At 67.1% G+C, this 12,852-nt stretch carries 12 protein-coding genes; 8 read left to right on the forward strand and 4 right to left on the reverse strand.

Annotated features, from left to right (window positions below; genetic code table 11):
• Positions 1 to 3 precede the first annotated feature (3 nt).
• The 8 genes from AWC31_RS29200 (at position 4) to AWC31_RS29235 (ending at position 8,347) form a co-directional block, all read left to right on the forward strand.
• On the forward strand, positions 4 to 1,188 hold the full coding sequence (locus AWC31_RS29200) for an FtsX-like permease family protein (protein ID WP_085147887.1): 1,185 nt from the start codon (positions 4 to 6) through the stop codon (positions 1,186 to 1,188).
• Positions 1,189 to 1,190: 2 nt separating this feature from the next.
• Positions 1,191 to 1,757, forward strand: coding sequence for an FtsX-like permease family protein (locus AWC31_RS29205; protein ID WP_085147889.1), 567 nt, complete (start codon positions 1,191 to 1,193; stop codon positions 1,755 to 1,757).
• A gap of 2 nt (positions 1,758 to 1,759) precedes the next feature.
• Complete coding sequence (locus AWC31_RS29210; protein WP_067852294.1) at positions 1,760 to 2,479, forward strand: ABC transporter ATP-binding protein; 720 nt, start codon at positions 1,760 to 1,762, stop codon at positions 2,477 to 2,479.
• A gap of 24 nt (positions 2,480 to 2,503) precedes the next feature.
• Complete coding sequence (locus tag AWC31_RS29215; protein ID WP_165766079.1) at positions 2,504 to 4,051, forward strand: APC family permease; 1,548 nt, start codon at positions 2,504 to 2,506, stop codon at positions 4,049 to 4,051.
• Complete coding sequence (locus AWC31_RS29220) at positions 4,048 to 6,018, forward strand: primary-amine oxidase (protein WP_085147891.1); 1,971 nt, start codon at positions 4,048 to 4,050, stop codon at positions 6,016 to 6,018. Before AWC31_RS29215 ends, AWC31_RS29220 begins: the two co-directional genes overlap by 4 nt.
• Before the next feature lie 116 nt (positions 6,019 to 6,134).
• Positions 6,135 to 6,683 (forward strand): hypothetical protein, encoded by a 549-nt coding sequence (locus AWC31_RS29225; RefSeq protein ID WP_110775330.1) that lies wholly within the window; start codon positions 6,135 to 6,137, stop codon positions 6,681 to 6,683.
• Positions 6,684 to 7,847, forward strand: a complete 1,164-nt coding sequence (locus tag AWC31_RS29230) for a glutathionylspermidine synthase family protein (RefSeq protein WP_085147893.1) — start codon at positions 6,684 to 6,686, stop codon at positions 7,845 to 7,847. It begins immediately after the preceding gene.
• A 44-nt stretch (positions 7,848 to 7,891) separates the two neighbouring features.
• The gene (locus tag AWC31_RS29235) at positions 7,892 to 8,347 is read left to right on the forward strand and encodes a DUF350 domain-containing protein (protein WP_067852307.1); all 456 of its coding nucleotides are present in this window, start codon (positions 7,892 to 7,894) and stop codon (positions 8,345 to 8,347) included.
• 67 nt (positions 8,348 to 8,414) lie between these two features.
• On the opposite strand, the gene AWC31_RS29240 is transcribed toward AWC31_RS29235, so the two are convergent.
• From AWC31_RS29240 to AWC31_RS29255, 4 genes are read right to left on the reverse strand one after another with little or no spacing between them, the layout of a single operon-like run.
• Positions 8,415 to 9,539, reverse strand: coding sequence for a glycerate kinase (locus tag AWC31_RS29240; protein ID WP_085147895.1), 1,125 nt, complete (start codon positions 9,537 to 9,539; stop codon positions 8,415 to 8,417).
• A gap of 6 nt (positions 9,540 to 9,545) precedes the next feature.
• Positions 9,546 to 10,499 carry a 2-hydroxyacid dehydrogenase gene (locus AWC31_RS29245; RefSeq protein WP_085147897.1) on the reverse strand — a complete coding sequence of 318 codons (954 nt, stop codon included), beginning with the start codon at positions 10,497 to 10,499 and terminating at the stop codon, positions 9,546 to 9,548.
• Entirely contained in the window at positions 10,496 to 11,989 is a 1,494-nt protein-coding gene (locus tag AWC31_RS29250) for a xylulokinase (protein ID WP_085147899.1), read from the reverse strand. The genes AWC31_RS29245 and AWC31_RS29250 overlap by 4 nt, the downstream gene beginning before the upstream one ends.
• Before the next feature lie 7 nt (positions 11,990 to 11,996).
• Complete coding sequence (locus AWC31_RS29255; protein ID WP_085147901.1) at positions 11,997 to 12,839, reverse strand: class I fructose-bisphosphate aldolase; 843 nt, start codon at positions 12,837 to 12,839, stop codon at positions 11,997 to 11,999.
• Between the last annotated feature and the right edge of the window lie 13 nt (positions 12,840 to 12,852).

Below are 12,852 nucleotides of genomic sequence, written 5' to 3' on the forward strand. Positions count from 1 at the left end.
AACATGTGGCTCGCAGCATCGCTCATTGTGGAAACGGCTACTTCGGCCCGCCGATCGCCGGAGATCGCAACGACGACCGGCAACACCTTCGGGTGTCTGATCCGGTTCGCGCTGGCGAACATTCGCCGCCGGCCGGAACGGTTCGTGCTGTCGGTACTCGGCATCGCCCTGGCGATCGCGTGTGTGACGGTCGTCCGGACCATCTCGTCGAGCTTCGCCATCACCGGCGCCGATTCGGTCACCGATGTCCTCGGCGGTGCGCAGCTGTGGGCCGTGCCCGCGGCCGGTGTGCACTACGACAGCGATGTTCAGGCGCTCGTGGCCGACGGCCCGGCACCGGCGATCACGGTGCCCGACGGATGGCGTGCGGTGCAGACCCGGTCCGGTGTCGCGATGGTCGGCGACACCAGCGTGGCGCTGCGCGGCACCGATGAAACACCCTCCGGGCAAGCGAATTTGGGTACCGGGCTGGCGGACCGGCTGGGCGTCGCAACCGGCGACGTGATAGATCTCGGCGGCCGGTCACTCACGGTGAACGTCGCAGGCACCGGTCAGTCGATGACCGTGTCCTCGGCGCTGGCGCGATCCCTGGTGGGTGACCACGGGTGGTGGAGGGTCTACGCGCCTGCCGGTGAAGAACACAGTCGTGAGCTGGCCAAGACTTTCGGTGCGGCCGTCGGTCTGCCATCCACCGCCGACCCATCGGTCCTGCCCGAGGCCGGCGGCTCCGGCCTGATCTACGACACCGTGGGCGGATCCGGTCCGCTGACGTTCGAGCAGAAGTTTTCGGCGCTGTTCTCAGGCAAGGTCACGAGCTCGACCCTCGGTCTGATCTCGACCGTCGGGCTCGTGCTCGGCTTCGTCATCGCGGTGTCGTCGTTCCTCGCCGCGGTGGCCGAACGCAAACGCGAGTTCGGCATCATGAGCAGCATCGGCCTGGCCGACGAGGTGCTCTACTTCTTCCTGGTCGAGTCGGCGATGGTGTTCGTGGTCGCCTATGTGGTCGGTGTCGTCGGCGCGGGTGTTGCGGTGGCGCTGGTGATTCCGGGTATCGCGACACCGACCGCCTGGGCCCAGGCCGCGGCCATGGTGGCGGCATTTCTGCCGGCGATGGCCATAGTCGGGGCCCTGGTACCGGTGCACCGGTTGCTGCAGCAGCGTCCGGTCGACCTCCTCGGGGCGAGGTGACGATGATCAGCAAGGGCCTGTCCTACGGTGTGCTGTCCGCGCGCCGGCGGATCCGCGAAATGGTGTTGCCGGTGCTCACGACCGCCACCGGAGCGTTCCTGGTGGTGCTGGTGTTCGGGATGATGTCGGGAATCCGTTCGCAGTCGGCGGCTTTGGGCCACGCCGATGACATCAATCGAGCCGTGATCCTGATCGCGGTGACCGTCCTGCTCGTCGGCGTCGTCGAGGTGGCGGTCGCCACCACCAGAACGGTCGCGCACCGCACCCGCGAACTGGGGGTGCTCGGCGCCAACGGCATCCCGCGCGGCCCCGTGGTGGCGGCGCTTCTCGTCGAACCTGCTGTCGCGGCAATCCTGGGTGCGCTGCTCGGCGCTGCGCTGGCTGCGGGCACCGGAATCGTGGCGGCACTGGCCGGTTTCGCACCGACGGGTGTTTCGTACGTCGGACTGGGGCTCGGCGCATTGCTCGCCGTCGGCGTGAGCATCGTCGCCGCCGTCGCCACCAGCATCGTCCCCACGTGGAACGCCGCATCGCGTCCACCCATCCGATCCCTGACCACGGGAGGCTGACAATGACTGCACTGGACGACGCCCCGACGACGGCGGCAGCCGACGTCAAGAAACCGGTCATCGAGATCAGTGATGTCTGGAAACTACACAAGCTCGGCGACGAGGTCGTCAAGGCGCTCGTCGCGACCGAACTACAGGTCATGCCAGGCGAATTCGTGTGTCTGATGGGGCCGAGCGGAAGCGGCAAGTCCACGCTGCTCAACATCATGGGTGGGCTGGACCGGCCCACCAAGGGCACGGTGAAGATCGGCGGTCGTGACACCGCGCAACTGACCGAGAGCCAGTTCGCCGCGCTGCGGCACGACACCATCGGGTTCATCTTCCAGAGCTACAACCTGATCCCGTTCCTGTCGGCGGTCGAGAACGTCGAACTCCCGCTGATGTTCGAACCCTATGACCGTAAGTCGTTGCGTAAACGGGCAATCGAATTGCTGGAGATGGTGGGGCTGAGTCACCGAGTGCATCACCAGCCGACGAAAATGTCGGGCGGGGAACAACAGCGGACGGCGATCGCACGGTCGCTGATCAGCAGCCCGACCCTCGTCCTCGCCGACGAGCCGACGGCCAATCTCGACCACCGCACGGGGGAGACGGTGGTGCGCATGCTGCGCGACCTGTGCTCGACGATGGGCGTCACGGTCGTCGCGAGCACCCACGACCCCACGGTGGCCGACGAAGCGAGCCGTGTCGTCCGGATGCGAGACGGACAAATCATCAATTGACTCAAAGGCTTTGGGAGATTAGCGATGACCCAAGAATTAGAGGCCGCGTCGCCGTCGGGTCCTGACACCAACGGGATGACCGGTTCGGCCGAGCGTGACAAACTCATGACCACCGAGCTCGTGCCCGAGCAGATCCTGCCGAAGGTCATGAGCACGTTCGGCCTGACGGCGGCCTACGTGTTCATCATCTGCTGGGTCACCGGATCCTCGGTGATGGCAGGCGGTGGCTGGACGGCTATCCCGATGTGGGTGCTGGGCATCCTCACCTTCCTGATTCCGGCGGGTATGGCCGTGGTCGAACTCGGCAATCTCTGGCCGGGCCAGGGTGGTGTCTACATCTGGGCGACCCGGACGATGGGCGAAACCTGGGGTTTCATCGGCGGTTACCTGTCGTGGGTGCCGGTGATCCTCAACGCCGCGTCGTCGCCCGCGGTGGTGCTGCAGTTCCTGCTGTTGGCATTTCATGCCGAACTCGGCCTCACGACGAGCATCATCCTGCAGCTGGTGATTCTCTGGACCGTGATCGGGCTGGCGCTCGCGAAACTCGCCGCGAACCAGAAGATCATGAACGTCGTCTTCGTCGTGTACGGCATCCTCTCGCTGACGATCTTCATCTCCGGCCTGCTGTTCGCCGTCAACAACGGCTCGGCCACACCGTTCAGCTGGGCCGAGGCGACGATTCCGAACTTCGCGGTTGCCGGCTTCCTGTACGGCACGGTGCTGCTGTACCTGCTCGGCGTCGAGACGCCGTACAACATGGGCGCCGAGTTCCTCTCGGTGCGCAAGAGCGGTCCGCGGATGATCCTGTGGGGTTCGGCCGCGCTGGTCGCGATCTATCTGCTGACCACGCTCGGCACCATGATGGCGCTGCCGGGCGACCAGATCGACCCGGTCACCGGCGTCATCGGCATGCTGGACGTCGCGGGCTTCCCCGGCCTGATGGAGATCTGCGCGATCGTGCTGGCATTCATCATCGTCGTCGCGCTGATGACCTACCAGGTCGCCTACTCCCGGTTGATCTTCGTGTCGGGACTCGAACGTCACCTGCCGCGCATCTTCACCCACCTGAACCCGCGCACCCGCAACCCGGTCACCGCCATCCTGATCCAGGGCGTGATCTCGTCGCTGATCCTGGTGGGACTGTACTCGCAGAGCAGCATGGCCAACGTCACGATCTACCTGCAGGGCGGACTGTCCACGGTGTGGTTGCTGTCCGGATTCTTCTTCCTGATCCCGGTGATCGTCGCGCGCAAGAAGTACGCGGATCGCTATGCCAACGAGCAATTCTGGCGGATTCCGGGCGGCACGGTCGGGGTGTGGATCACCGTCGTCGTCGGCACGCTGGGCACCATCGGCGGTATCTACTACTCGTTCGTCACACCCTGGCTCGACGTGCCGTCGGGCACGTGGATGACGTGGGTCGGCGGCATCAGCCTCGGCATGTTCGCGCTCGGGCTCGTCGTCTACATCTTCGGACGCCGTTCGGCGCACAAGATGTCGCAGGAGGATGCGCTCGCCCATCTCGCGGTATTCGACCTCAACAAGACCGAAGCGGAGGACGTGACCAAATGACCATGGACAGCACGGTGCTGCCTGCCGAGTCCACCGGGGATGCCACCCGGTACCCGCTCGATCCGCTGAGCGGCGCCGAGATCGAGGCGGCGGCCGCGGTCATCACCGGATCCGACTATGCGACACCGACATTGAAGTTCGTCATGATCCAGCTGGCCGAGCCGGCCAAGACCGCAACGCTGACGTTCGAGGGCGCCGACGACATCCCGCGCCGCGCGTTCGTCACGATGTACGACGCCAAGCTGATCTACGAAGCCATCGTCGACCTCGACGCCCGGGTGATCGATTCGTGGACACCGGTTCCCGGGCGGTTCCCGTCCTATCTCGTCGAGCACATGACCGGCGTCGAGGAGAAAGTTCGTGAGGATCCGCGGTGGCAGGCGGCCATGCGCAAGCGCGGGGTCACCGATTTCAGTCTCGCGATGATCGACCCCTGGCCCGCCGGGTATTACGGTCCGCAGGATCATTACGACAACTCGGCGCTCATTTGCCGCCCGTTGACGTTCATGCGAACCGCCCCGTCGGAGAACGGGTATGCGCGTCCGGTCGAGGGCCTGATCGTCACGTTCGACCTGGACACGATGACCGTCGTCGACGTCGAGGATCACGGTGTCGTGGCGCTGCCGCCGAAAGGCGGCAACTATGCCGAGAAGTTCATGTTCGACCCCGACAACCGGCCCGCGTTCACGGAGTTCCGCTCCGACGTCAAGACCATCGACATCACCCAGCCCGACGGGCCGAGCTTCACCGTCGACGGGTGGAACGTCAAGTGGCAGAAGTGGTCACTGCGCGTCGGATTCAACCCTCGCGAGGGCCTGGTCCTGCACGAGCTCACCTATGACGACCGCGGCACGGTGCGGCCCATCATGTACCGCGCGGCGCTGTCGGAAATGGTGGTGCCGTACGGTGACTCGTCACCGACACACTGGAACAAGAACGTCTTCGACATGGGCGAGGTCGGCATGGGCTTCTCGGCCAATCCGCTGACCCTCGGCTGTGACTGTCTCGGCGAGATCTACTACTTCGACGGCACGGTCAACGATTCGAGCGGCAACGCGGTCACGATCCCGAACGCGATCTGCATGCACGAAGAAGACTTCGGAATCTCGTGGAAACACACCGATTTCCGGACCGGCGAGGTCGAGGTCCGGCGGTCCCGGCGCCTGGTCATCTCGATGATCTGCACCGTCGGGAACTACGAGTACGGGTTCTTCTGGTACCTCTACAACGACGCGTCCATCGAGATGGAGGTCAAACTCACCGGCGTCCTGACCACCGGTGCCATCGCCGACGGTGAGTCCCCGCGGTGGGGGAAGATGGTCGCGCCGGGCATGTACGGCCCGAACCACCAGCACTTCTTCAACTTCCGGATGGACATGAGTGTCGACGGGCCGGGAAACAGCGTGTACGAGGTGGATTCGATTCCCGAGCCCGACCCGGCGCTCAATCCGCACCACAATGCCTGGATCACGCAGGACACCTTGGTGGCGTCGGAATCCGAGGGGGCGCGGGACTGGGACCACGCGACGGGCCGGTACTGGAAAGTCGTCAACCCGTCGAAGCTCAACGAGTTCGGGGCGCCGGTCGCCTACAAGTTGATGCCCAAGGACATCGTGCCGGTGATGGTGCAGGAGGGATCGGTCATCTACGACCGGGCCCGGTTCGTCCAGCACAACCTCTGGGTGACCAAGTACGACCCGAAGGAGCTCTACGCGGCGGGGGACTACATGTACCAGTGCGCCGAGGCGCAAGGGCTGCCCGAGTACGTGGCCGACGACGCCCCGCTCGAGAACACCGACGTCGTCCTCTGGTACACCGTCGGCGCCCACCACGTCGTGTGCCCGGAGGACTGGCCGGTGATGCCGTGTCACTACACGGGGTTCAAGCTCAAGCCGGTCGGCTTCTTCGACGGCAACCCGGCGCTGGATCTACCGCCGTCCCCGCCGGCGGCCTGCCACCACCACTGAGCGCCACGGCGGCTACCCCGCCGTCCCGGGCAAACCGGCACATTGGTGCTGTCGTCGCGTCGGCGGGGGCTTATGCTCGTCTGCGGCAGGCGGGTGGCGCTGTGGTGGGGGTGTGAATGACTTCTGGGCCGGACAACGAGACGGGTGACCAGCGCGGCTCGATTCGCTGGCAGGAGCCGGGTAAGACCAGGCCACGGCAGCCGACCGTCGCCGAGGCCCGGCAGCGGGACAAGGCCCAGAAGGCCCGTGAGGCCGCGGCCCGATTCGCCGAGCTGCAGGAGCAGAAGGCGCGCGAGCGGTCCGCCAGGAACGGCAAGATCCTGATGGGTTCGGTCGCCGTGGTCGGGGTCGTCGGGGCCGTGGCCCTCGGCTATCACCTGTTGCACAAGGAGGAAGTCGACGCCGCGTGCGTGAAGGACGGCACCAACGAGGTGGTGCCGGACGAGTACTGCTCCAGCGGGTACAGCAGTTCGGGCGGCACGTTCATCTACGCCGGCTCGCCGTACCGCTACTACTACGGCGGCACCAACGGCGGTGTGGGGACCACCGCGCGCGGGGGAACGCTGGAGCTCCCCAAGGGCACCACGGCGAAGACGAAGTCCGGCTCCTCGATCTCCCGGGGCGGCTTCGGGTCGTCGTCGAGCTACGGAAGCTCGGGTAGCTGAGTGCGGCGCCAGCGCAGTTCCCCGCGAGCCGGCTGGGAACAGATCGTCGCCGACCAGGGCATGTGTTACGGCACGCCGGCGCGAGACGCCAGCGGCGCCGACCGGCCCTACTGGGATGAATCGGTGCACTACGTATTCGACATGGACGAGGTGCTGTCGATCGAGGCGTCGGTCGAGGTGCTGCACTCGATGTGTCTGGAAGCCGTCGAGCAGGTCGTCCTGACCGAGCGCTACCGTGACTTCGGGCTCCCCGAATGGAGTTGGCAGCACATCGAAAAGTCTTGGCGGCGAAGCGATCCTCATCTGTACGGGCGGTTCGACCTGCGCTACGACGGCCGCAGGCCGCCGGTTCTGCTCGAATACAACGCCGATACGCCCACCACGCTGCTCGAAGCCGCGATTCTGCAGTGGCACTGGAAAACCGATGTGTTTCCCGACGACGATCAGTGGAACTCGCTGCATGAACGCCTGGTGGCGCGGTGGGCCGAGATCCGCGATCGCCTTCCGGGCTCCGAAACCCACTTCACCTGGTCGGGAGCCGAGATGACCGGCGAGGACAACGTGACGGTGGCCTACCTTCAGGAGTGCGCGGCCGAGGCAGGCCTGCACACGGTGGGGCTGGCGATCGAGGACATCGGGTTCGACGAGGACCTCAACCGGTTCGTCGATCTCGAGGAAGCGCCGATGGCGTCGGTCTTCAAGCTCTACCCCTGGGAATGGATGCTCGACGACGACTTCGGCCGCCATGCCGTCGAGCAGCTTCCGACGACCATGTGGGTCGAACCGTTGTGGAAGACCCTGCTGAGCAACAAGGCGATCCTGGCGATCCTGTGGGAGATGTACCCGGGCCATCCCAATCTCTTGCCCGCCTACGTCGACGATCCGCATGAACTGACCGAATACGTGCGCAAGCCGAAGCTCGGACGCGAAGGCGCCAACATCACCATCGTCGGTGCGGGATACGAAACCGAGACCGGCGGCGTGTACGGCGAAGAGGGGTACGTGTACCAGCTGCTGGACCCGCTGCCGCAGTTCGACGACATGCGCCCGGCCCTCGGGGCCTGGATCGTCGGCGACGAATCGGCCGGCCTCGGGATCCGCGAGACCTCGGGCCTCGTCACCGACAACGGCGCCGCCTTTGTGCCACACCGTATTCCACTGTGACCTCCCACTGTGACCTCCCACTGTTCCCTCGGAAGGATCAACCTGTGACCACCACCACCGTCGCGCTCAGTTCCGACTACTGGTCGATCCTCGGCCACGGTGTCTCGGCGATCGTGCTGTACACCATCGTCGGCATCGCCCTGATGGTTCTCGGGTTCTACGTGATCGACTGGACCACGCCGGGACCGCTGCGGGTACTGGTCCAGGCCGGCCGCCCCAACGCCGCGGCGGTCGCCGCCTCGGGTGTGCTGTCGATGGCGATCATCATCGTCCTCGCGATCTACGCGTCATCGGGTGATCTGATACAGGGCCTCATCATGACGCTCGTGTTCGGGCTCTTGGGCATTGCGGCGCAAGCGTTTTCGGTACGGCTGATCGGCGCGATCAAGGGCATCGACATGGGACGGGTGCTCGCGCAGGAGACGTTCACGCCCGAGGTGCTGGTGATCACGGCCGCCTACCTCGCCTTCGGGCTGATCGTCGCGGCGGCGATCCTCTAGCCGACGAGCAGACGCGGGGGTACCCAATTTTCATGCGCACGGGGTACCCGAGCGTCTGCTCGCGGAGTCAGGCGATCGCGCGGCACACCTCGGCGGCGGCGCGGGTCAGCGACGCCGGCCCCTCGCGCAGTGCCTGTTCGAGGGGCGTACCCGGCACGGTGATCGCGACAAGCCGGTCCACACCGTTGTCCAGCAGCACACCGGCATCGTCGCCGACTCGGCCCGCGAAGATCACCACCCGGGCACCGGCGCGGCAGGCGACCTCGGCCACTCCGAACGGGGTCTTGCCGAGCATGGTCTGCGCGTCGACGCTGCCTTCGCCGGTGAACACCCAGTCCGCGCCTGCGACGGATTTCTCCAGACCCACGGTTTCGGCGATCACCTGCACACCGGGATCGCATTCGGCGTCAAGGTATTCCAGCAGCGCGAAGCCGAGGCCGCCCGCGGCGCCTGCGCCGGGGGTTTCGGGCCGAGCACGCCCAAGGGTCGTCTCGGTCACTTCGGAAAACCGCGTCAGTGCCGCCTCGAGAACCTCGACGTCGGCGGGTGTTGCGCCCTTCTGCGGTCCGAAAACCGCGCTGGCACCGCCTGTTCCGAGCAGCGGGGCAGTGACGTCCGACGCGATTCTGATCCGGACGTCGGCGAGCCGGGCGTCGAGTCCGGTGAGGTCGATGCGATCCAGCCGGGCGAGCGCGGCGCCACCGGGCGGCAACGGTGCGCCGTCCGCATCGGCGAGCACAGCGCCGAGCGCGGCGAGCATGCCCGCACCGCCGTCGTTGGTGGCCGACCCGCCCAACCCGATCAGCAGTTCGGCGGCGCCGTGGTCCAATGCGTTCGCGATCAGCTGGCCGACGCCGAAAGTACTGGCCCGCAACACATCCCGCTCAGCCGGTGCCACGAGCTCCAGGCCCGAGGCCGTGGCCATCTCGACGACGGCGAGCTTTCGGTCGGGTATATAGCCGTACTTCGCCTGCACCGGCCGGCCCAGCGGATCGGACACCTCGACCGTGATGTGCTCGCCGGCAAGGGCGTCGACCACGGCATCGGCCGTGCCTTCACCGCCGTCGGCCATCGGCACTCCGACGCACTCGGCATCGGGCAGTACCGACAGAACTCCTTCGCGCATGGCGGAAACCGCTTGCGACGCGGTCATCGACTCCTTGAAGGAGTCCGGGGCGAGAACGATTTTCATCCGGTGCTATCGAACAGGGGTAAGCGCCGGTTTCCCGGCGAGAACCGCGGCGGCATTGTCGACTGCGAGGATACCCATCGCGTCCCGTGTCGCCTCGCCCGCACTGGCGATGTGTGGAGTGAGCACGAGGTTCGGCGTGTCGAGCAGCGCCGGGTCGACGTCGGGTTCGTTTTCGAAGACGTCGAGCGCGGCACCGCGGAGCCGGTTTCCGTGCAGAGCCGCCATCAGAGCCGATTCGTCGACCACGCCGCCACGCGCGGTGTTGATCAGGTAGGCGGTCGGTTTCATCTTCGCCAGAGCGTCCGCGTCGATCAGATGGCGGGTCTGCGGCGTCAGCGGGGTGAGCACACTCAGCACGTCACTTTCGGCGAGCAGCGTGTCGGTGTCGACGAACCGGACACCGTCCTCCTCGGTGCCGGGCTGTCGGCTGCGTGCGGTGGCCAGCACCGTCATGTCGAAGGCCTGTGCGCGCTTCGCGACGGCCTTGCCGATCCGGCCGTAGCCCAGGATGCCGAGGGTGGCACCGGCGCTGACGTCGAGCCCCACGAGCATGCGCGGCCCCCATACCCACTCCTGGCGGGACCGCAGGAATCGGTCGCCGTCGACCACGCGGCGCGTCGCGGCCAAGATCAGCGCGAACGTGTGGTCGGCGGTGGCCCGGTCGAGCACCCCTGGCGTGTTGGTGACCGTGACGCCGGCCGCCGTTGCGGCGGGTACGTCGATGTTGTCGTAACCGACGGCGACGTTGGCCACGACCTTGAGCTGGTCACCTGCCGTGGCGAGCAGCGCGGCATCGATCCGTTCGGTCAGCGTGACGACGGCCGCGGTGGCGCCCGCGATCCCGGCCTCGAGGTCGGCCCGGCTCGGCGGTTCTTCGCCGCCGACGCGCACCGGCACGCCAAGTGAATCGAGATGGGCCATGGCGCGATCGGTGAGCAGTCTCGACACGTAGATCGTCAACAGAGATTCCTTGTCTTTGCCTCGTCGAGGGTGTCGAGCGGTGCGACACCTGTGACTGTGCACCATACGTCGCGATAGCGGTCCCACCGTTCGGCCACGGCCTCGCGCCATTCGGCGCGCGGCGATACGCGACGGGTTTGCGGGGGCGTCATGACCCGACCGTCGAGGACCTCGCCGCACATGGCGGCCGCTCCGAGCGCGGGCAGGTGACTTTCGTCGACCACGAGGATGTCGCGGTCCAGGACGTCGGCGAGCAGCTGCGGCAGCGCGGGCTCGTCACCGAACGCGCCGCTGACGTAGAGGGTGCGCTGGTCGGCGCCGACGCACGACTCGATGATCATGCGGTCGGCGAACAGTACGCCTTCGACCACGCCCCGGGCCGCCACGGGCGCAGGCGTTTGCGCACCGAGGCCCACGAGCGCCGTTCGCGGTTCGTCGAACCACAGTGGGCCGCGCTCCGGCCGCGTGTGCGGGATGAACACCGGACTGCCCGGGTCGGCCGGGCCGGCTTCGAACGCGGCCGTGACGAGGCGGGCGACCGCCGCGTCGCCCGTGCCGAATCGTAGCCTCGAGGCGCCGTCGGCCAGCGCGTCGCCGCCGTTGATCACCCCGTTGATGAGCCATTGCCCGGTCCGGACGTCGGAGCGTTGCAAGGCCAACGCCCTCGGGTCGGGCTCGGCCAGCGCGTTCGACACCACATGGGTGGTGCCCATGATGAACAGCGGACGCCCGCCCGGTGCGGCGCCCAGAGCGTACGAGGCGGCGGGAGTGTCGCCCGAGCCCACGAGCACCGGAATGCCGTGGGGGAGCCCGAGGATTTCCGCCGCGTCGCGGGTGAGCAGGCCCAGCACGCTCAACGACGGCCGAATCGGCGGCAGCTGGTGTAGCGGCACGCCGAAGCGGGCCAGGACGTCGGTCAACCAGCGGCAGCTGCCGTCTGTGCTCGACATCAGCGCGGTGTAGGAGGCCTGCGTGGGGTCGATGGCCCGCTGCCCGGTCAACCATTGGCCCAGCCACGTTCCGGCGAGGCCGAATGTGGTTGCCGCGCTGAGTGCTTCGGGTTCGATGGACTGCAGCAAGCGGTATGCCGCGCCCATCGCGGTCGCAGGCATCAGATGATTGCCCACGAGCCGTATTTCGTCCGGGCTGAGCGCGTTGATCAGATCCGCGGTGGGGCCGGCCAACCCCGGATGGTCCCACGTGACACCGGCGGTCAGCGGCCGCCCGGACGCGTCGAGCAGTAATGCGGTGGGGCAGTGGGTGTCCAGACCCACGCCGGTGACCGCAGGGGCGTTCGTCCCGAGAGTCTCCACGACGGTCCTGACGGTGGCGATGACGCTGCTGCGCCACGCCGCCGGATCCGCCCGGCCGGGGCCGCACCCGCGCGCTGACGGGTGCGGCACCCGGGACCGGGCGAGAACCGTTCCATCCGAGTCGATTACGACGGCCTTGGTGGCCGAGGTGCCGACATCGATTCCCAGGTAGGCCACGGGAACGTCAGTCCAGCAGCTTGGCGGCGACCTCGGGCGAGTCGCCGCCGTGGATGACGGCCTTGAGCGCATTGACCATCTTCGCCGGATCCGCGGCCTGCCAGATGTTGCGGCCCGCGGTCATGCCATGACCACCGGCCTCGACGACCGAGGCGGCCTGCTTGAGCACATCGAGCGGGCTGGGAGCCGGCGCGCCGCCCGCCGCGACGACGATCGCGGGCGTGCCCTCGACGACCTTGGCGAACTCGGCGGTCGAACCGGTGTACCAGGTCTTGACGATGTCGGTGCCGAGTTCGGCGGCGGCCCGGGAGGCGTACAGCACCGATTCGGTGGAACCTTTACGGTCGCCCCACAATTCGCCGGACGGGTAGGCGTGGCACACCACCGGGAGTCCCCAGGTGTGCGCCTCCTCGACAACCTTGGTGAGCATCTCGAACATCGCAACCTGATTCGACGATCCGGCCGAGATCCCGACGGCCACCGCGTCCGCACCGAGCCGGATCGCGTCGTGGACGGTTCCGATGGTGGCGTCGTAGGTGGGATGGAACTCCACGGAGAACATCGACGCCTTGAGTATCCAGGGCATAGGTGTGGCGCGTCCGCCGAACAGCGGGCCCGCAAGCCCCTTGGTGATGGTGACCGCGTCGGGCTCACCGTCGGCGATGCTGTCGAAGGTCGGCCCGATGTTGGCCAGCCGCGGAGCCACACCGCGCGGCACGGCCTGGTCGAGCGCGACCGTCACGGTGCGACCGTCGGCCGCGAAGAGCCGGCGCAGCCGCAACTCGCGGCCGAGCGCGGGCGTCGTGCCGGATCGGTTGATGTCGAATGCGGGTGTGAATGTCGTTGTCATACTTCGGTTCTCC

The sequence above is a fragment of the Mycolicibacterium wolinskyi genome (genome assembly GCF_002101965.1).
GTDB classification, from domain to species: domain Bacteria; phylum Actinomycetota; class Actinomycetes; order Mycobacteriales; family Mycobacteriaceae; genus Mycobacterium; species Mycobacterium wolinskyi.

What these genes read in the sequence shown, in the direction of transcription:
- AWC31_RS29200 (WP_085147887.1), top strand. Translation starts at nt 4, where the DNA reads ATGTGGCTCGCAGCATCGCTCATTGTGGAAACGGCTACTTCGGCCCGC.
- AWC31_RS29205 (WP_085147889.1), top strand. Translation starts at nt 1,191, where the DNA reads ATGATCAGCAAGGGCCTGTCCTACGGTGTGCTGTCCGCGCGCCGGCGG.
- AWC31_RS29210 (WP_067852294.1), top strand. Translation starts at nt 1,760, where the DNA reads ATGACTGCACTGGACGACGCCCCGACGACGGCGGCAGCCGACGTCAAG.
- AWC31_RS29215 (WP_165766079.1), top strand. Translation starts at nt 2,504, where the DNA reads ATGACCCAAGAATTAGAGGCCGCGTCGCCGTCGGGTCCTGACACCAAC.
- AWC31_RS29220 (WP_085147891.1), top strand. Translation starts at nt 4,048, where the DNA reads ATGACCATGGACAGCACGGTGCTGCCTGCCGAGTCCACCGGGGATGCC.
- AWC31_RS29225 (WP_110775330.1), top strand. Translation starts at nt 6,135, where the DNA reads ATGACTTCTGGGCCGGACAACGAGACGGGTGACCAGCGCGGCTCGATT.
- AWC31_RS29240 (WP_085147895.1), bottom strand. Translation starts at nt 9,539, where the DNA reads ATGAAAATCGTTCTCGCCCCGGACTCCTTCAAGGAGTCGATGACCGCG.
- AWC31_RS29255 (WP_085147901.1), bottom strand. Translation starts at nt 12,839, where the DNA reads ATGACAACGACATTCACACCCGCATTCGACATCAACCGATCCGGCACG.